At 37.9% G+C, this 19,408-nt stretch carries 14 protein-coding genes; 8 read left to right on the top strand and 6 right to left on the bottom strand.

From position 1 onward, the window contains the following. Positions 1 to 15 precede the first annotated feature (15 nt). Positions 16 to 1,914, bottom strand: a complete 1,899-nt coding sequence (locus H1P_RS05885; protein ID WP_144865069.1) for a S9 family peptidase — start codon at positions 1,912 to 1,914, stop codon at positions 16 to 18. A gap of 195 nt (positions 1,915 to 2,109) precedes the next feature. Between H1P_RS05885 and H1P_RS35805 the strand changes: the two genes are divergently transcribed. Then, complete coding sequence (locus tag H1P_RS35805; RefSeq protein ID WP_186375855.1) at positions 2,110 to 2,277, top strand: hypothetical protein; 168 nt, start codon at positions 2,110 to 2,112, stop codon at positions 2,275 to 2,277. A 98-nt stretch (positions 2,278 to 2,375) separates the two neighbouring features. Here H1P_RS35805 and H1P_RS05880 read toward each other — a convergent pair whose 3' ends face one another. Then, a complete protein-coding gene (locus tag H1P_RS05880; RefSeq protein ID WP_144865068.1) occupies positions 2,376 to 2,735 on the bottom strand; it encodes a hypothetical protein in 360 nt (119 codons plus the stop codon). A gap of 554 nt (positions 2,736 to 3,289) precedes the next feature. On the opposite strand from H1P_RS05880, the gene H1P_RS05875 reads away from it, so the two are divergent. The 3 genes from H1P_RS05875 (at position 3,290) to H1P_RS05865 (ending at position 7,881) form a co-directional block, all read left to right on the top strand. Continuing rightward, a complete protein-coding gene (locus H1P_RS05875; RefSeq protein ID WP_144865066.1) occupies positions 3,290 to 4,504 on the top strand; it encodes a n-acyl-d-glucosamine 2-epimerase in 1,215 nt (404 codons plus the stop codon). A 294-nt stretch (positions 4,505 to 4,798) separates the two neighbouring features. After that, positions 4,799 to 6,589: an SLC13 family permease gene (locus H1P_RS05870; RefSeq protein WP_144865064.1), complete on the top strand. Its 1,791-nt coding sequence runs from the start codon at positions 4,799 to 4,801 to the stop codon at positions 6,587 to 6,589. A gap of 110 nt (positions 6,590 to 6,699) precedes the next feature. Beyond that, the gene (locus H1P_RS05865) at positions 6,700 to 7,881 is read left to right on the top strand and encodes a TolB-like translocation protein (protein WP_144865062.1); all 1,182 of its coding nucleotides are present in this window, start codon (positions 6,700 to 6,702) and stop codon (positions 7,879 to 7,881) included. A gap of 41 nt (positions 7,882 to 7,922) precedes the next feature. Here H1P_RS05865 and H1P_RS05860 read toward each other — a convergent pair whose 3' ends face one another. From H1P_RS05860 to H1P_RS05850, 3 genes are all read right to left on the bottom strand, one after another. Further along, complete coding sequence (locus tag H1P_RS05860; RefSeq protein WP_246141484.1) at positions 7,923 to 9,275, bottom strand: GTP-binding protein; 1,353 nt, start codon at positions 9,273 to 9,275, stop codon at positions 7,923 to 7,925. 82 nt (positions 9,276 to 9,357) lie between these two features. Further along, a complete protein-coding gene (locus tag H1P_RS05855) occupies positions 9,358 to 11,793 on the bottom strand; it encodes an HD family phosphohydrolase (protein WP_246141483.1) in 2,436 nt (811 codons plus the stop codon). Positions 11,794 to 11,913: 120 nt separating this feature from the next. Then, positions 11,914 to 12,843 (bottom strand): hypothetical protein, encoded by a 930-nt coding sequence (locus H1P_RS05850; protein WP_144865058.1) that lies wholly within the window; start codon positions 12,841 to 12,843, stop codon positions 11,914 to 11,916. 210 nt (positions 12,844 to 13,053) lie between these two features. Between H1P_RS05850 and H1P_RS05845 the strand changes: the two genes are divergently transcribed. Next, positions 13,054 to 13,386: a YbjQ family protein gene (locus H1P_RS05845; RefSeq protein ID WP_144865056.1), complete on the top strand. Its 333-nt coding sequence runs from the start codon at positions 13,054 to 13,056 to the stop codon at positions 13,384 to 13,386. Positions 13,387 to 13,532: 146 nt separating this feature from the next. After that, complete coding sequence (locus tag H1P_RS05840) at positions 13,533 to 14,276, top strand: WecB/TagA/CpsF family glycosyltransferase (RefSeq protein WP_144865054.1); 744 nt, start codon at positions 13,533 to 13,535, stop codon at positions 14,274 to 14,276. A gap of 272 nt (positions 14,277 to 14,548) precedes the next feature. On the opposite strand, the gene H1P_RS05835 is transcribed toward H1P_RS05840, so the two are convergent. Beyond that, entirely contained in the window at positions 14,549 to 15,295 is a 747-nt protein-coding gene (locus H1P_RS05835; protein WP_144865052.1) for a DUF928 domain-containing protein, read from the bottom strand. 389 nt (positions 15,296 to 15,684) lie between these two features. Between H1P_RS05835 and H1P_RS05830 the strand changes: the two genes are divergently transcribed. Together H1P_RS05830 and H1P_RS05825 are read left to right on the top strand one after the other, a co-directional pair. Continuing rightward, positions 15,685 to 18,102, top strand: a complete 2,418-nt coding sequence (locus H1P_RS05830; RefSeq protein ID WP_144865050.1) for an EAL domain-containing protein — start codon at positions 15,685 to 15,687, stop codon at positions 18,100 to 18,102. 138 nt (positions 18,103 to 18,240) lie between these two features. Then, the coding region (locus tag H1P_RS05825) for a tetratricopeptide repeat protein (RefSeq protein ID WP_484133486.1) at positions 18,241 to 19,408 on the top strand (1,168 nt) is incomplete at its 3' end.

The raw sequence follows: 19,408 nt of genomic DNA, 5'->3' as shown, positions 1-19,408 counted from the left end.
TCTTTTTGTCGTCAATTAATCTGCCGTTTCAAAGTCAAACACACGGGAATAGAAAGCAAATTCACTTTCAATTGCAGTTTTAATATTAGCTGCTTGACGAAAACCATGACCTTCATTGGGAAAGGTGACATATTCTACAGGTAAACCTTTTTGTTTTAAAGCTTCTACCATCATTTCTGCTTGGTTGGGAGGTACTACTTTGTCTTCTAGACCTTGGAAAAAAATAATCGGACAGGATAAGCGATCTATATGATACAATGGCGATCGCTCTTGATAGGTAGCTTTTGCTTCAGGATAAGCTCCCACTAAACCATCTAAATAACGAGCTTCAAACTTATGGGTATCTTTGGCTAAAATTTCGAGATCGCTAACTCCGTAGTAACTAGCACCAGCTTTAAAGGTATCGTAGAAAGTGAGAGCAGCTAAGGTAGTATAACCTCCTGCACTACCACCGGAAATAACTAATCTTTCTCCATCGGCTAATTGTTTTTCAACCAAGTATTGAACCGCATTAATACAATCTCGAACATCAACAATACCCCAATTATCTTTGAGTCTTTCGCGGTATTGACGACCATAACCGATGCTACCGCCATAATTGACATCCAAATAAGCAAAACCTCTGCTTGTCCAATATTGAATCCGTAAATTGAGATTAACCGCAGCAGCAGCAGTAGGACCTCCGTGACTTTTAACAAATACAGGGGGTAATTCTCCTGATGGTGCAGTGTAGTCTTTGTTTTGAGGGGGATAATACCAAGCGTGAGCGATTAAATTATCATCTGTGGGAAAAGAGATTGCTTGGGGTATGGAGAGATAACCAGGATCGATGTTTAATTCTCCCGATCGTTTAATAGTAGTTGCTTGTTGGGTTTCTAAATTAAATTTAGTTACCGCAGTGGGTTGATTGGGACTTCCTGCAATGAATAATGCGTCACCGTCAACACTAGCTTGCACAGAAGAGATATTAGTGTAGGGAGTATCAATAGCTTGAAACTGTTTGGTTTTGGTGTTGATGCTACCTAAATGCCAACTACCATCTTGAGAATAAGCGCAAACAATTAACTCGGCAGAGATAAAGCTATAGGTAGATAACCCAAATACCCAATGAGGATAAGTGAATTCCGCAGCCATCTCATGAAGACATTCTATTGTGCCATCGCTGTTACGCCGATAAATATTCCACCAGTCATTACGATCGCTATTAAAGTATAATAATCCGTCAGGACTCCATTTAGGTTCGCAAATCGATTCTTGAGTGTCACCTGCAACTAATTCTACTCGGTCAATAGAGCCATCTGATTGAATATCGTTCAAGTATAAATAACTGCTATCCCAAGGCATAGAGGGATGATTCCAACTGATATAAGCTAACTGTGTGCCATCAGGACTAATTCTCGGGGAGGTATAAAAATCACTTCCTGTAACCAGAGGGGTAATTTCTCCTGTCTCTAATGCGATCGCTATTATACTATTATTAGGTTCACTATCAGCAACTTCATGATCTTCGCAAACACAAATTAAACGATTTCTTGGGCTATCTACAACAAAGTCTGTATAGCGTTTTTTTGATTCGGCGGTAAGAGCTTGAGGGGTTTCTCGACCTATTTGTTGGTAAACTCTACCATCACTATAATTACTAAAATAAATTGCTTGTTCTGTAATCAGATATGCTCCTCCGCCATATTCGTGAACTCTAGTTCTCACGTTAAAAGGTTGGGGTGTAATATCTGCTACTGTACCGTCAGCAGCTTGTTTTACTAAGACGTTTCTCCCTTTTTCTTGTGGTCTACTTTCTAGCCAATAAATATCTTTTGCTAACGAATTAACTCCTCCTAAGCCAACAGTTTTGGCAATAATAGTTTCTGTTGTAATCGGAGATTTCCAAGAGCCAAAAGGTTTAATATTTATCATTTATTTATTATTTAACCATTGATCGGTAATTAGTTAAGATACTATAGCAATTTTCTAGCTTAGCTAATTTTTTGTGATTTTCTTGCTAATAAACTAGACTGTCAGAGAACTTTCAAGCATGACATAGCAGAAGGCTTAAGCCACCTAATACTCAATCCTATTCTTGTAGATTAGTTAATCATTTTACAAGGCGTGATGAGCAGAAGCTTTGGAAAGAAAAATCTAGGAGTTTCGTCTTGGAGCATGGACAACCAGTTAACTGTCATACTAAAAGATTATTCCATACTTTTTTATGGCTCAATTAGAATTGATGAAGCCGACCCAGGCAAAATAGTGGATTTATTCGCAGCTTTGTACGATTGAAATTAATTTCGAGGGCAATGGTTGGGTTGAGGGGAAGCATTCCCTTCTGCGTTCAAATTACCAACACCTGATTTCTGTAAAAATGCAATTGCAATCATTTAAAAAAACCAAGTTCGTACCACCCCAGCCCCAGATGTCTTTGCTCTGGGTTGCTCAGCGTCTATCAAGTTTATATGCAGCTTGGGTATGTCGATTACGCCTGGTAATTGAACCTGGGGACAGGGAGCGTTTACAAAAATTGAAACATAGTCGGGTAATATATCAAATTCGCCATTTTGCCATTGATTAACTAAAGCTAAAGTTGCTCGGCGATCAAATCTCGAACCAAATGCATTACTAAAATCTGCTAAAACTCCATCTTTAAATGCAAAATTGGTCAGTAAATTTTGGCTCGCTGCGATCGCTTCATTTAACCGACCTAAGTAAGTAGTTTCGTTGTCGATTTGCATAGTAGTCATTAGCTTCATCCTTGTTGAAATACGGTAAAAAAAGCTGAAATTTCCGAAAAACAATCAGAGGATGTATGGAAAGTATAAAAGAGAACTTCTAAGTACAGAAAAACTAGGAGTAATGATAACAAGAAAACCCGATCGAGTTTTTACAGTACTAATAAACTACTTATTATCCATTTTTTCACGATTCCTTCTCTGGTTCTTCCCGATGATTGCTTAATTTAAGATCAGTTTCTCAGTTAGGGGAATATTCCCGTCTGCTTCTCAATTGATTTCTATGTTGAATTTAATAATCAATTATTTCTGAGAATTCATTTGTCCACAAAATGTCCACAAAATTATGAATATGATAGCAAGAAGAAAATTACTCAAGTTTGGTGCGGTTAACTTTGAGTTACAGGAATCTAAAAGAAATAATGAGAGGATGTATGGGTATTCCCACAGCAAACAGAACTAAAAACACACTAGACTTATAATCAGCATCTGTAATTAATCCAAAGGGTAAAATTATTGGCAAATACTATAAACTCTAAGCTCTATGGAAGTTGAATGAGGTATGTATGAGGCAAAAATTTATTGAATTAGCAGAAGTTTATCAAACTACTTTACTCGATAATGTAATTCCCTTTTGGGAAAGATATTCTCTTGACTGGGAACAAGGGGGCTATTTTACTTGTTTGGATCGCGAAGGAAAAGTATATGATACCGATAAATTTATTTGGTTACAAAATCGACAGCTATGGACTTTTTCTTGGTTTTATAATCAACTTGAATCAAAAGAAGAATGGTTAGAAATTGCCAAAAATGGAGCGGACTTTTTAGCCAAACATGGCAGAGATGAAGAAGGAAATTGGTATTTTGCTTTAAACAGAAAAGGAGAGCCATTAATACAGCCTTACAATATTTTTTCTGATTGTTTTGCAGCAATGGCATTTAGTCAATATGCTAAAGCATCTGGTGATTCCCAAGCTCAAGAAATAGCCTTACAAGCTTACAATAATGTACTACGTCGTCAAGATAATCCCAAGGGAAAATATAGTAAAGTTTATCCTGGGACGAGAGTGATGAAAACTTTAGCTGTACCGATGATTTTGGCTAACTTATCTTTAGAAATGGATTGGCTACTAAAAAGCGTCCCGCGAAGCGGATCTCTGCGAGATCGCTTACAGAACATCCTAGATCGTACTGTTCGAGAAATTATGACAGATTTTTTAGACCCAGAGCAAGGCTTACTCTATGAAAATGTTACTTTGAATGGCTCACATATCGACTGTTTTGATGGTAGATTAATTAATCCTGGTCATGGTATAGAAGCAATGTGGTTTGTGATGGATATTGCTCGTCGTCGGGGAGATCGAGTATTAATAGAGCGAGCAGTAGAAGTAGTTTTAAGTATTCTTAATTTTGGTTGGGATGAACAGTACGGCGGAATCTATTATTTCTTAGATGCTAAAGGTTATCCAACCCAACAATTAGAATGGAATCAAAAATTATGGTGGGTACATTTAGAAACTTTAGTAGCCTTATCGATGGGTTATTTACTAACTCAAAAAGAGGAATGTTGGCAATGGTATCAAAGGGTACACGAGTATACTTGGAATCACTTTGTAGACACTCAACATGGTGAAATATTTGGCTATCTTAATCGTCGTGGAGAAGTACTTTTGAATCTCAAAGGAGGTAAATGGAAAGGCTGTTTTCATGTACCTCGCGCTTTGTATCTTTGTTGGCAACAATTTAGTGAATTGTCACTAAATTGTAAATCATCCAGCTAGCTAATAATCAATAATTGGTCTTTAATCATTAATATGCGATCGCAACTTCATAGATACTTAGTGTAATATTCTTACTAAATAGTAAAACTTTGCTAAATCTTTATTGTTTACTTGATAATCTTTGGGATAATCGAAACATAAATAATTTAGATTAGAATAAAACTGTAGTTGATTTTACATAATACTTGTAATAGTTACGCATTTTTATCTAATCTTTTGTTTGTATGGGTTATATTCTTTGAGGATTTTCAACCTTATTAACAATATCTTGATCTTAAAATTTAACCTACGTTCATGGCGATTGTTCTTACCCTTAGTGTTTTAAGTCTTGCCTTAATTGCTTTCGTTTTTGAATGGCTACCTGTAGATTTTACCGCTTTAGTTGTGGCGATCGTGTTAATGTTACTAGGATTAGTAACTCCAGAGCAAGGAATTGCGGGTTTTGGTAACACAGCCACTATTACAGTAATGGCCATGTTTATCCTGAGTGCGGGAGTAACTCGTACTGGTGCAATTCAAGTAGTGAGAGATTTACTGATTACCAAGGGTGGTAAAAGCATTGTGCAACAAATATTAGTAATGGGTATCATTGTTGGCCCTGTTAGTGCTTTTATTAATAACACCGCAGTAGTCGCCATTTTTATTCCTATTATTGAAGACTGGTGTCGCAAGTTAGGGATTTCTGTTTCCAAGCTCTTGATGCCTTTATCTTTTGCTTCTATTTTAGGGGGGACGCTAACTTTAATTGGAACATCTACTAATATTTTAGCCAGTGGATTATCGGCACAATTAGGCTATGGTGAATTTAAAGTATTTCAGTTCACAGCTTTAGGCACAATTGTTTTTATTGTAGGGTTAGCTTATTTAGCTTTTTTTACTCCACGAATTCTACCTAGTAGAAAAAAACCTCGTAATGGTAAGATTGGTCAAAGTTATGAATTAGATGATTATGTAACAGAGGTTGTCGTCGCAACCAATTCTAGCTTGGTAGGTAGAACTCTCAATGAAAGCGGTGTCCAGCGTCAATTTGATATTGACGTTTTAGAATTAATTCATGATGGAACTCACTTTCCTCAACCTATTGGTGATAAAACAATCGATCGAGGAGATATTTTAATTGTTAGAGGTAGTCGAGAAGTATTATTACAAATCAAAGATGAAAGAGCGATCGAAATTTTACCAGATGTCAAATTTAATCAGGAATCTTTACAAGAAGAATTAAACACAGGAGAAGAAAAAATTGGCGAGATACTAATACTTTCTAACTCTCGTTTAATTGGCTCTACTCTCAAAGATTTACGTTTCCGACAAAGATACAATGGTACAGTTCTTGCAATTCGCCGAGGACAAGAATTAATTAGAGAAAGACTGGGAAAAGTACCCCTACGTTTCGGTGACTTACTGTTAGTTCAAGGTCCCAAACAAAGTTTTCGTGGTTTACAAAATTCGCGAGAATTATTAGTTTTAGAACAGCGAGATGTCGACAACTTACGAATTGATAAAGCCAAAGTTGCTGTGGGTATCTGTCTGGGAGTAGTTGCTGTTTCTGCTTTCAATTTAATTCCTATTATGGTGAGTGCTTTAGCTGGAGTTATCTTAATGGTATTGACGGGTTGTCTCAAACCAGGGGAAATTTATGGTGCAGTACGTTGGGACGTTATTTTTCTCTTAGCTGGTTTAATCCCCCTGAGTACCGCAATGGATAACTCTGGCGCGACAGAATTGTTAGCAAAACCCTTACTCGCAGTAGGAAATCACTTATCTGGTTACTGGATTTTGATGTTCTTTTACATCATTACCTCTTTGTTGACTGCCATTTTATCCAATAATGCTGCGGTATTACTGATGATTCCTTTAAGTGTTAAGGTAGCAACCTCTTTGGGAATTAATCCCATATCTGTAATGTTTGCTATTACTTTTGCAGCTTCTAATAGCTTTATGACTCCTATCGGTTATCAAACCAACACCATGATATACGGACCAGGAGGTTATAAGTTTGTTGATTTTGTTCGCTTGGGAACACCTCTAAGTATTTTACTGGCGGTGATTACTCCTGCTTTAATTATTTTGCTCTATGGCTTGTAACACAAACCATTCTGAACACCCCAATAACCAATAATTAAGTCCGATTACTGATTTTGCTCAAGACTATTTCGGAAACTCTAGACAATGAATAGTTGCTTTTAAATTAATAAATGGATATTGACTTTCTTTATATCGCAGGGGATAAACTCCACTTAAAGCTTGCTGGTGCGCCATATCGCATTATCGGTAGTGAATTTGGGGAAGCTACCCAAGCAAGAATGCTACAAATTCAACGACGGAATATCTTTCGCAACCAGAGTACGATGGCGAATCGCGTTCCTCCCCAAATGCTGAAGCAAATGGAAGAACAAGCCAATACCCCTACGCCAGTTAAGCTCTCTAGTGTCTGTTGTGACGATCGAGGAAAAATTTACTACTCACTAAATGTCGGAGATGTCGGAGGACTTTTTACCCTAGACAAAGATCGCATTAAAGAAAAACGCCTATATCATGGCTCTGAGTTTTTAATTCAACATCTCCATGTTCACGAACGAGAAGAATTAATTGCTTGTACCACACAACAAAAAGACGGTACTGCCAACATTGCTATTATGCCTATTGATGGTGCTAGACCAAATGATATTACCGAAGGAGACTCTATCGATCTCGCACCCTATTGGCTACCTGGAATAAATAAAGCTTTAGTCTATCAATCTGCGGGTATTGCACGTAACCCTCAAGGATTTGCTATCAATAGAAGTCCTTTTCGGATTGAAAAATTAGATTTTGATGCTGGTGATATCAGTTGTTTAGCCGAAGATGAAAATTATGATTTTCTCGAACCCCAAATGACGGCTGATGGCGCACTTTATTATATCCGTCGTCCCTACAGTAATCAGCGTCAACAAACAAGTTTCTGGAGTGTTATCAAAGACATCCTATTGCTTCCTCTGCGTTTAGCCAATACGGTATATCAAATACTCAATTTCTTTGCTGTAACTTTTACTGGTAAACCCCTCATGAAAGTGGGTGAAGCTCAACCTTCAGAAGAACAAAAAATGCAAGTTTGGGGTGATTTAATCGATCTTCAAAAGCTACCTAAAAATAAAAACCTTAAAGAAGGAGATGTTCCCGCTTTAGTCCCCAATTCTTGGCAATTAATCTGTAGAACAGCCGATGGCACAGAAAAAGCACTTGCTGACGGAGTTTTATACTATGATGTAGCTACTGATGGTTCTATTATCTACACCAATGGCAATCGTATCTACAGCTTAGCCAACTCCACAGCCAAACCTGAAAAGCTCTTAGATCATCAATTAGTCGAACACTTAGCGATCGCTATTAAATTATAGTATAGTTAATTTTTCACGAATATACTATTAGCTATTAACTATCACCACAATTCTTGTTTGAGACGATAAATAATTGTATTTGGCTCTACCTGTGATAATATTTCAGCAATTACAGTAGAAGCACCTAAATCGCCCCAAGTGCAACCCTGCTCTAAGTAAACCTGAGTTACTTTACCCACTACATAAGCCCCATAACCCGCGATCGCACCTTGAACTCCCGCAGTTCCAGTATAGGTTATAAAAGCTCCTGGGCTATTAAAAGCTGCCATCATTGCAGCACCCCCTTTACCCACACCCAAAACCAAATTACTACTAATTTCTCCTAATAATAAACCGCCAGAGCTAGCCAGAATTTTGCGCCAAAGCTCCCCTGCTTCATAACCAGTAATTGGTAAACCATATAATTTAGCCAAAGCACGAATTAACCCCAAATCGAAGAGAAATCCCCCTGCAACATCCAGTAAAGGAACAGGATTAGCTGCCACTGCTAGAGTTTTATACTTAGCATATTGCCAAATAATGTCTTGAGCCGATTTTCCTCTGATGGCAATAGTTTTACGCGCAATATTGGTTTCGGCATTCCTAGCTTGTACCAACGCATTTAAAGCCAATAGCGATCGCCCTTCTCGTGAGATAATACGTAAGATGGTTTCTTCTAATTCTGTAATCTGAGGCGGTGCAGTTTCCCAAGTATGGGAAATTATGCCTTCTGAAGTTTCTTGACGCACTTGGATTGGTTGGGGTTTAGCTGATACCATAACAATTTCATCTTGAGAGATAAACTGCTCTAACCTGTCTCCAATACCTGCTGAATTGACTAATTGCAACTGATTATAAATGCTTTGACGATCTTTATCGGGATAGAGATCGATTTTATTAAAGACGATTACTATTGGTTTCTGGCTTTGTCTGAGTTGAGACAAGACTAAATACTCGGTGCGGGTAATATCTCCTGCTAAAACAAATAAAATTAAATCCGATTTTTGGGCGATTTCTCGCGCCATATTTGCCCTCGCTTCTCCTCCCATTTCATCAATACCAGGGGTATCAATTAATTCGACTTCTATTTCTTCACTTTCAGGTTGCCAAGATATCGACTGCGGAAATTGTGTTACCCCATTTAAAGCTCCAGTTTTAAACACCTCTTGTCCTACTAAAGCATTAATTACGGAAGACTTTCCACAACTAACCAAACCAAAAGTCGAGATGCGTAATACTTTGCAATCTAATTTATCTAAAGCATTTTTCAGGGATTTTAAATCATCCCGCACTGTTGTTTGTAGAGTTTCATCGGGGGGATATTGCCCATGACGGCGAAAGTTACCATACCAAGAAATTGCTTGCTGTAAACTAGCACGAGCGCGATTAAAGTGGTTGTCTTGTTTTTGTTTCACAGATATTCAAGGAATCAGAAAAAGTCTTTATTCGTTGTCGGTTACTTATCAATATAGCGATCTCTGTCTCCTGACTGAATTATTATTTACTATCTTTAGGATAGGCAATCCGCTTATGATTAAACTGTTGCCAAACGCTGATAAAAACTTCTGCAATAATTGGCAACTCTTCATATCGCAAACCACTATCTACCAATTGTCGATCTTTCCAACGAGCCTTAAAAATCTTTTTCACTGTAGCTAAAGCTTGTTCGGGAGTGGCATCTTTTAGCGATCGCATGGCTGCTTCACAACCATCTGCTAACATCATAATACCCGCTTCTTTTGACTGGGGAGTTGGCCCTACGTAGCGAAAATCAGCTTCTAAAACTGCTAAATTACGGTTATTTTGACTTTTTTCTTGAGCTTGGTGATAAAAATAGGCGATCAACAAAGTACCTTGATGTTCGGGAATAAAATCGCGAATGGCTTTGGGTAAACCATATTTTTTGGCTATCACCAACCCTTCACTGACGTGCTTTTTAATAATTTCGGCACTGATCCAAGGATCGTCTATGGCATCGTGTTTATTGGGATTTCCCATCTGATTTTCAATAAATCCTAAAGGATCGTGCATTTTCCCGATATCATGATACAAAGTACCTGCTCTGACTAACTCTACATTACACTTAAGAGCGCGTGCAGCAGCTTCGGCTAAAGAAGCTACAAACATTGTATGCTGAAAAGTTCCTGGGGCTTCTGTGGCTAACCTTTTTAGTAGCGGTAAATTGGGGTTAGATAGTTCTGCCAAACGAATTGGCGTAATCAAATCAAACAACCTTTCTAAATAAGGTGATATTCCAAGAGCGACAATTGACCAAGCCACACCCCATAAACCATAAATAATCGCATCTGGTAACACTGCTGACCAAATAGTAATGGCACTGGAACTCACAATCAGTTTGGCAATAAAGTAAATTCCCCCCTGAGTTAGACCAACTATTACTCCTAGCTTGGAAATAGCTTCCCTGGAGCGCAACCTTCCAGCGATCGCTGCCGCCAATAAACCCCCTGCACTTCCCGCCAGCAGATAGATCCAACTAATAGCAGGATTACTAAAAAAGATTAAACCCGTAACCAAACTCAGATGACAAACCGCCAATGGAGGAGTGTAGAAACTGCTCACTAGCAAGCCAAGAGCGGGCAAATTAGGGTAAGAAACCTGAAAAATGTTTAAAAGAGGCGCACTAAGGGTTAACAGACACAATAACAAGTAATCTCGATGGCGCAACGTCACGTAGGCTTGTCTTTGACACAGTACGAAAATTGCGATCGCTAAGGTCACAATAACGACGGATGCTTGTAAGCCCACCCAATTAATCCCACGACGACTCAAACCAAAACCATCTAGCAGCACAAAATCAGCTTGAGAAATGATTTCCCCTTCTTCAACAATAATTGCACCTTTTTCAATACTTACCGTAATCGGCTCGATCGCTTGGGCTGCTTTTTCGGCAATGTTTAAAGTAGCCTGTCGATCTTCTTGAAGATTGGGGCTTAATACACTTAAAAGTAAATTATTCCCCCATTGCGACACAGAAATAGGCAACTCCTCTCCTAATTGCAGATTAACTGCTTTTTCTAAAAGCTCTGTCGGCATTCCTGGCGCAATCCCCTGGGTGAGTATCCTTTCACTAGCAGAGATTAAGGTGTTTTTGGTCACTGTCCACAGGCGATCGCTTAAACTTAAAAGAGTGGTAATTTCTTCTTGGTTAAAATTGCCAATCGGTTTTTGTTTTAATCGTTTTTGTCCTTGACTGTAGCGATAACGAGCGATTTCAAGTTCGGCAAGAAATGTCTGAAAATCTTCATCCGTAGTTTGCTGACGATAAGCGTCCCATTCAGCGATCGCTTTTTGCGTTTTCAGATTAAAATTAGGATATTTCTTTAAAGCTGGAGAATCCGAACTATCATCAATAGTTATTGGAGGCTCTAAAATCAAATCTAGCCCTTCTTGAGAACAAGAACGTAAATACTGTTGAGTCCCTAGAGACAAAAGTTGAGTATCGGCAAAAGGAAATGGCTCCATTAAAGCTCTTAATTTATCAATTTGCGTCAAATACTGAGACAGTTTTAAATTAATTTCCGCAGTAGTCTCTTCATTTTGTTTGAGTATGGGAACAATCCCCGTTTGTACTTCTTTTCGTTTGGCGATCGTAGTTCTAATGTCTTCAAAGCGATCGCTTTTGGGAGCTTTGATGGTTATCGGAGAGATTTTTCCTACGGTTAGCTGAGGCTGATTATAAAAACGATAACCTACTACCCCAGTCAGGAGAACAATTGCCAAAAATAACATGACAACCGAGTCAAAAAGCTTGATTTTTCGAGGACGCTTATAGTTTTTGGGAGATTTCTGTTGCCACAATCTATGAAAGCGTTTTGGCTGCTTTTCCCCAATTTTCAGCAGATTATACTGGCGTTTATACTTCTGTCGCCAGATCTCAATTTGTTGATTTAATAAATGCCAGCTTTTCATCATAAGTGAAAATTGATTTTAGTCCAATGGAATAGTTCAATCACAGCTTTTCTCCCCTAACTATTCCCTAAAACTTCCCAAAAATTGCGTTTTTTGCTTCATTGTAAATTCACTTGAAGCCAATCAATACTCTTGTTGAGAAATAATTTTTAAATTAGAGCGAGGCTGTAGAACTCTAGGAGAAGTAATCACCGAAGATAAAGTTCCCCTGTTTACAGTAAGTTCAATCCCCAACCACTCAGCGATCATATTCTCGGTTTTAGTAGTGATTTGTTGATAAAAATCTTGATTCTGAGATAAATTGCGCCAGTTAACAGGAATTCCAGTCAAACCATTGTACGCTCCACTTAAAACACCACTCAAAGCTGTAATCATAGTTGTTTGCTTTTCCCAAAATAGTGCTTGCTGAATCGTTAAGAAAAAATCTTCAGGATTCTGGAGAACACAAAACAAAGATAAAGCTAAATCTCCATTCTCCATTGCAGATAATTTTTTAGCTAACTGAATTGAATTCAAACCATTTAGACAAGACATTTCCACTTCTTTAAGCCACTGAATCGAGGCTGTTTGTTTTAGTCCTATCCCCACCACCACACGCTCAGTTAAACCACAACAGACTAGCTCCCCTCGTAGTGCCAATCTAACTGTGTAACACCATACTAAGATATTATCAATCTCTTTTTGAGATTGTTGCAAACTGTATCTGTTTTGATTGATAAAACTTGATAAACTGCACCAATCATCATGATAGTACATAATTACTGGAAAAATAGCTAGAAGATAATACTCTTGCCCAGAAACAGAATCGATCGATTCCCACCTCAAAGTTTCTAGCACATTGAATTGTTCTTGCAATGCAGATAAGATTTCTGGAGTCGATCGCGCAGCGCCTCGGCTCTGCCGAGATCGCCAAAAAGATTTTGGTTTTGCCAGCTCGGAAATAGAAGTTTTTTGTTCCCTAATGGTAATTAGTCGATTGTGATTTGCTAGTTGCTGTCCGATTAAACTACCTAACCACGCTCCTCGAAACCTACTTAACAAAGAATAGTTCATACAAGATTACAATGATTCAAATAGAAAAATAGACTTGTTGAGAAATAATAATCAAACCAATCTGAGATAGCCTCCAAGAAAGTCTTACATACAACTAGGTGCTACAAAAAATAAAAGCTTCAACGATTTTTGGCGGTTATTTTCTGAGGGTTTTAATCATGTCTAATTATGTTAGTGTTTTTTACGTAAGATAACTTAATTAGTATACTCATGTTGACAACAACAACGGATACCATTCAAGGTTACGAAATACAAAACTATTTGGGGATTGTTACCGCAGAAGTAGTTTATGGGACTAATGTCTTGAGAGATTTTTTTGCAGGTATTAGAGATGCAATTGGTGGACGTACTGGAAGCTATGAACGAGTCTTTGAAAAGGGACAGCTAGACGCAATAGTTGAGCTAGAAAAACGAGCTAGTAAGCTAGGAGCAGATGCCATCGTGGGGATTGAAATTGATACTGGTACGATTAATGTAGATGAAAAAGGCGTTTTACTCTTGATTACTGCCATAGGAACAGCAGTTAACTTACGATCGCAATAGTCGAGCTAATAGAGGGTAGTGGTGCAAGAGAAGCGTGCCCAAAGAGGGAGTGAAAATGTTTTAATATTTGCTAGTATTGCGATCCTTATTTCTGCCCAAGAGGTCTCTGGCAAGTTGACCAATCAATGATAAATGATAAATGATAAATGTCCAAGCCAAATAGTATATTTGCTAATTCTCAAATTTTTTCTGTTTTAAATCTACCAGTTCATTTATTAGATGATTACGTTGGCTGGCTGTATCAGAGATTAACTACAAAACAAGGAACTCATGTAGTAACTCTCAACGCAGAGATGGCTATTTTAACTCAAACAGACGCTACTCTAGCTCAAATAATCCAAGAGGCAGATTTGGTAATTCCTGATGGTGCGGGTGTCATCATTTATATGCGGATGCGGGGTATTAAGCATCGCAGATGTCCTGGTATTGAGTTGGCAGAGTCTTTACTGTATCGTGTGGGAAATGCCCCAGAAATTCACTCTGTATGTTTTTTTGGTGGTAGTCCTGGGGTTAGTGAGGGATCCGCTTCATTGTGGCGCGAAAAATTCCCCAATTTACGGATCTCAACACAGCATGGCTATCTCTCTGAAGAAGAACAACAGCAGTGGCGCGAAAACTTACAACAAGAGCAACCTCAGATTATTTTTGTGGGTTTAGGAGTACCTCGACAGGAAATTTGGATCCAAAAATATCGCTACCTCTGTCCTAGCTCTATTTGGATTGGTGTTGGTGGTAGCTTTGATATTTGGTCGGGAGAAAAAAACCGCGCTCCTTCTTGGTTGAGAAATAATAACCTAGAATGGTCTTATCGCCTTTATCAAGAGCCTTACCGATGGCGAAGAATGTTAGCTCTACCTAAGTTCTTTTTGCTTTCTTTGCGGAAACAGTAAATTTTGTTATTTGTTGGTGGGTAGAGACGCGATATATGGCTTCTCTACAGTGGTTAATTATACCGTTTCTCACGCATTAACAAGAGACAAAGGTTGGAAACTAGGAGTCGTAATGTCACCCCCTCAGCCGATTCAGTATAAACCAGAATTTTAGTGTTTTTTCTTAAGAAAAAATAATGTGCTATCTATCTAGCCAGTGCGCGAGAATTGCTATTACATCAAGCTTTCTTATCTCTCAACAATTGTGACTCGGTAATTTCTGTACTGCTAAATTAGTCTACTAAAGGTTGATTGGCAAACTTTCCTAAACCGATGGTAGATAGAAGTTCTGACCATTGTGTTTCTGATAAATTTTCTGGCTTGGCTTGTGCTTCTGTAGCAGCGATCGCTAAAGCATCATACCAAAGACCTTTTTGTTGATAAAATTGAGCTTGTTCTGCTGGAGTCAAAGTTGCTAATTTCTCTTGGGTAATTTTTGATAATTCTTGATGTTTAATCCATCCTTCTAAAACTAGATCTTGAGAGCGTTTTTCTGGGTTACAAATATGGGATAAATACCAACGATAATCGGCACTAGATTCTAAAGATTTGGCTTGATTATTAATAGCAAGGGGAATCTCAACACTCATAATTCCCGACTCGCCTTTGGTTTCGATGATGGTTTCATAAACCAATCGATCGCTGCGATCTCTTAAGACAAATTCAATAGTTTGAGAGTCTTCGGTTTTCGGAACATGAAAATACAGTTTGGGATTTAAAGATGCAGTGTGATTAACTGCGGTATCTGGTACTAAAGCCATAAATTCTTGGCTACTGGCGACACAACTGTTACCACGAGTTCCCCCATCTCGACGATGAGAAGGTAAACCATCGTTAGTACTTCCCGAAGTTTCTCGATCGCTTTTTTGATTGGTTTCTTGAGCATTACTGGGAATAGGAATTCCCACCACTCCTTTAATAGCGATCGCTATTAAAAAAATTCTGAGCAACGTTTTTGTTCGGCGAATTTTAGTTAACATTTATCATAAAAATTAAAAGTTATTGAGGAAATTATACATTACCTATTTTCTATTTTAATCAATCATAAGCATTTTTTTCTTCAAGTTGGGAAAATTACGGTTAAAATGTGACAGAGATACTTAGATATTTAGAATTTGCACTCAGTATTTTAACCGATAAATCCTTTTTTAAAGCATCCGTAAAACTACTCATTCTTGATACGCAAAACTGCTTATTATTTGCTGTTGTAAAATACTCTTCAAACTTTAATTTATTTTTGTTACTAATTGTGATATTTAAGTTAATTTCTAAATTTCATCTCGTAACTCTTCAGTATTATCACGATTTACACGATCGGCATAATACTAAGAGAACTCACAATTTTCATGGTCTAATTATCACTATAATCATGACCTTGATAGTTCTGGCAATTAAGCAAGGAGGAGGATTACAAGATTTAGAGTTATTTACTTACGATCGTCTAGTCCGTTTAAGCAATCAGGCTTGTCCAGATCGGAGATTACTGTTAGTAGAAATTACTGATACCGATATCAAAAATCAAAATCGATGGCCTTTATCGGATGAAACTCTGGCACTGTTATTAAGTAAACTACAACAGCATCAACCGACAGTAATTGGACTAGATATCTATCGAGATATTGCTTCTCCTCCTGGCACGTCTTTTCTCAGACAAGAGTTACAAAAGGATAACGTAGTGAGTATTGAGTATTTAGGAAATGGTACCAATAAAATCGCTGCTCCCCCAGAAGTACCCTTAGAACAAATTGGCTTTAACGATCTTGTTTTGGATCGCGATAGTAGATTACGGCGTAACTTAATGTATGCTCGCCTAGGAGACAAAGAGCTATCTTCTTTGGCTTTACGCTTGAGCTTGGCTTATTTGAGAAATAACCCCAGGTTTGCTGGTGATTATGAGTTAAGTGTCAATGATGAGTTTTTAAAGCTTGGTGATGTTCGTTTAAAGCGGTTACGGGCTGATTCAGGGGGTTATCGTATGCAGCCTTCTGAAGCTTTGGGGTGGCAAATTTTAATTAATTACCGCTCGCCGAATATTACACCTAAAGTAAGTCTGACAGAAGTTTTAGCTGGGAAAATTGACCCTAGTTTGATTAAAGATAAAGTCATTATTATTGGCACCACTGCTTCTAGTATTAATGATTTATTTTTCACTCCCTATGGAGGGGAAACCACAGATATGTCAGGGGCGGTGGTTCATGCTCAGATGGTCAGTCAAATCATTTCTCTGGCGTTAGGAGAGTCTAGTCAATTTTGGTTTTTCTCTGAAGGTATAGAATTTCTCTGGATTGGGATCTGGTCTTTAGCCGTAATGGCGATCGCAATTCGTCGGGAAAATCCGCTAGAAATTGCTGTGGTGGGTATCTTCGCAATTATCGTTCTGTGGGGGGTGTGCTGGCTAGCTTTTTTAGTGGGGGGATGGATTCCTTTGATTCCTACGGCTTTAAGCCTGGGGTTAACGGTTGCTAGTCTCTTATGTCAGCGTATACTTAATGCCTATTTTTATGACTCTTTAACAGGCTTACCCAATCGCACCTTATTTATGAGACAGCTGCGAGAATTAAAACAGCAGTATTATTATCCTCAACAATCAAGATCGATGATGGTGATCTGTATCGATCTCGATCGCTTTAAGATGATCAACGATGCTTTGGGCTATCAAGCAGGAGATTGGCTTTTAATTACCACAGCTTGTCGATTAAGAAAGAATTTAGCAGAAAAAGTAATTTTTGCCAGAGTGGGGGGAGATGAATTTGCGATCGCTAAAGTGATTACTGATCGAGCGATCGCCTTAAAAAGTTTTCATCAACTGCAAACCGAATTAAATTTACCTTTTGATTTGCAGGGTTCTCAAACTTCGACTACCGTAACTACTGGAATTGCTTTTCATAGTTTGGCAACTGACTTCGATCCCGAAGATATTTTTCGCTCTGCGCTGACTGCTATGTATCAAGCAAAAGCATCAGGGAAAATAAGCCATCAAGTTTTTGCCCACAAAATGCGAGCAGAAGCTTTAAAACGTTTGCAATTAGAAGCGGATTTATATGAAGCGATTAAGCAACAAGAATTTGAATTATACTATCAACCTATTTTTAATTTAACTACGGGAAGAATTTCGGGTTTTGAGTCTTTAATTCGTTGGCATTCTCCCCAAAGAGGTTTTGTCTATCCAGACGCATTTATTCCAATTGCCGAAGAAATTGGCGCAATTATTCCTTTAGGGGAATGGGTACTGAAAGAGGCTTGTCATCAGATGTATCAATGGCAGCAACAGTTTACTGAAGCATCTTCTTTATTTATTAGCGTTAATTTATCTGGTCGGCAATTTGTGCAACCTAATTTAGTAGATACTGTGCAAAATATTTTGCAGACTACTGGTTTAGATAGTAGTTCTTTGAAGTTAGAAATTACAGAAAGTATGGTTATGGAAAATATTCACCAAGCAATTGCCATGCTAGACAATTTAAAAGCTTTGGGTATTAAACTTAGTATCGATGATTTTGGCACTGGTTTTTCTTCTTTTAGCTATTTACATCGTTTTCCGATGGATACTTTAAAGGTGGATCGTTCTTTTGTTAGCAATATGAACCAAAGTCAGAAGAATTTTGAAATTGTTAGTACTATTATTTTACTAGCTCATAAGTTAGAAATGGATGTGGTAGCAGAAGGAATTGAAACAGATACAGAGAAAATGGCTTTAAAAAAATTAGGTTGTGAATACGGTCAAGGTTATTTGTTTGCTAAACCTCTACCAGTGGCGGAGGTTGATAAGTTATTGCTTAATAAGTAGAAAAGCTTTAGTTGATTTTAAGGAGCGATCGGCAGAAGTTAAAAATCAATTTGTTATAAAAAATTATTATTAATGGTTAATTTTAAGTTCTTTAAAAAAACAATATGCTTTTTTTTGTGTATTTTATTAGGTATTAGCTTGAGTATTTTAGAAGTTAATCTAACTCTGAATCGAGCAGTTGCTAGTAACCTTATAAAACATGATTTTGCAGGCGACCGCGATTTAGAAACTAATGCTTTAGAAGCTCAAGGAAAACAAGCCTATCAGCTAGCTGACTATGAGAAGGCGCGTCATTTTTGGCAACAGGCTTTAAGTATTTATCAACATCGTCAAGATATTCTCGCTCAAGCGAGAGTTAGGAGTAATCTTGCTTTAATTAACTATAAATTAGGATACAGAGAAGTAGCACAAACAGAGATTAAACAAACTCGCGAATTATTAGAATCCCAAAGCCAAAATCTTGATATCGATCGCACTTTGGCTCAAGTATTAAACAATCAAGGAATTATTGAACTAGCTTTAGGAAATTCCGAAATAGCGATCGCCAGTTGGGATTTAGCTATTTCCGCTTATCAAAGAGCAGGAGACGATTGGGGTGTAATTCGGACACAACTCAATCAAGCCAGGGGATTAAAAACTCTCGGCTTATATCAACGAGCCATTAATACTTTTGCCGAGGTTAGTGAAGCTTTAGAAAATCAGCCAGATTCTCCCTTAAAAATTGTCGAATTGCGGGGTTACGGTGATATTTTGCGTCTCAGAGGAGATCTGGAAAAATCCCGCTCTGTATTAGAAGCTAGTTTAGCGATCGCATCTAAGCTTTCATTGGGTAGAGAAGAGGTTAAAACTTTACTGGCTTTAGGTAATTCTTTAGTAGCTTATGGAGATAACGAGGACGAATCTTACTATAAAATTGCTTCAGAACATTATCAAAGAGGAATTGAGCTTTGTGAATCAATTGTCGATTGTTCCGATACAGACTTATTTCTACAAACTAATTTGGCGCAATTAAATCTTTTGCTAAAAACGCAATCGACTATTCACCGAATCAATCTCATCAACACGATTAAACAACACTTTCCCCCATTGGCTCTCAGTCGAGATCGCGTAGATTTAAAAATTGGTTTTGCGGATAATTTGCTGAAATTGCGCCAACAAGCAGCACAACAAGGTAATTTATCCCCTAATATGCCCTCTTGGTCAGAAATTACGGCTCTTACGGAAAATGCGATCGCTGATGCTCGAAGACTCAATTATCCCGAAGCAGAATCATACAGTTGGGGTTTACAAGGTCAGATCTATGAAA

Source organism: Hyella patelloides LEGE 07179, assembly GCF_900659865.1.
Lineage (GTDB): Bacteria > Cyanobacteriota > Cyanobacteriia > Cyanobacteriales > Xenococcaceae > Hyella > Hyella patelloides.
This window is presented reverse-complemented; position numbering and strand designations above follow the sequence as displayed.

Excerpts from the sequence above, each read along its gene's own strand:
- H1P_RS05885 (WP_144865069.1), bottom strand. The coding sequence starts at position 1,914 with ATGATAAATATTAAACCTTTTGGCTCTTGGAAATCTCCGATTACAACA.
- H1P_RS35805 (WP_186375855.1), top strand. The coding sequence starts at position 2,110 with ATGAGCAGAAGCTTTGGAAAGAAAAATCTAGGAGTTTCGTCTTGGAGC.
- H1P_RS05880 (WP_144865068.1), bottom strand. The coding sequence starts at position 2,735 with ATGACTACTATGCAAATCGACAACGAAACTACTTACTTAGGTCGGTTA.
- H1P_RS05875 (WP_144865066.1), top strand. The coding sequence starts at position 3,290 with ATGAGGCAAAAATTTATTGAATTAGCAGAAGTTTATCAAACTACTTTA.
- H1P_RS05870 (WP_144865064.1), top strand. The coding sequence starts at position 4,799 with ATGGCGATTGTTCTTACCCTTAGTGTTTTAAGTCTTGCCTTAATTGCT.
- H1P_RS05865 (WP_144865062.1), top strand. The coding sequence starts at position 6,700 with ATGGATATTGACTTTCTTTATATCGCAGGGGATAAACTCCACTTAAAG.
- H1P_RS05855 (WP_246141483.1), bottom strand. The coding sequence starts at position 11,793 with ATGATGAAAAGCTGGCATTTATTAAATCAACAAATTGAGATCTGGCGA.
- H1P_RS05850 (WP_144865058.1), bottom strand. The coding sequence starts at position 12,843 with ATGAACTATTCTTTGTTAAGTAGGTTTCGAGGAGCGTGGTTAGGTAGT.
- H1P_RS05845 (WP_144865056.1), top strand. The coding sequence starts at position 13,054 with ATGTTGACAACAACAACGGATACCATTCAAGGTTACGAAATACAAAAC.
- H1P_RS05840 (WP_144865054.1), top strand. The coding sequence starts at position 13,533 with ATGTCCAAGCCAAATAGTATATTTGCTAATTCTCAAATTTTTTCTGTT.
- H1P_RS05835 (WP_144865052.1), bottom strand. The coding sequence starts at position 15,295 with ATGTTAACTAAAATTCGCCGAACAAAAACGTTGCTCAGAATTTTTTTA.
- H1P_RS05830 (WP_144865050.1), top strand. The coding sequence starts at position 15,685 with ATGACCTTGATAGTTCTGGCAATTAAGCAAGGAGGAGGATTACAAGAT.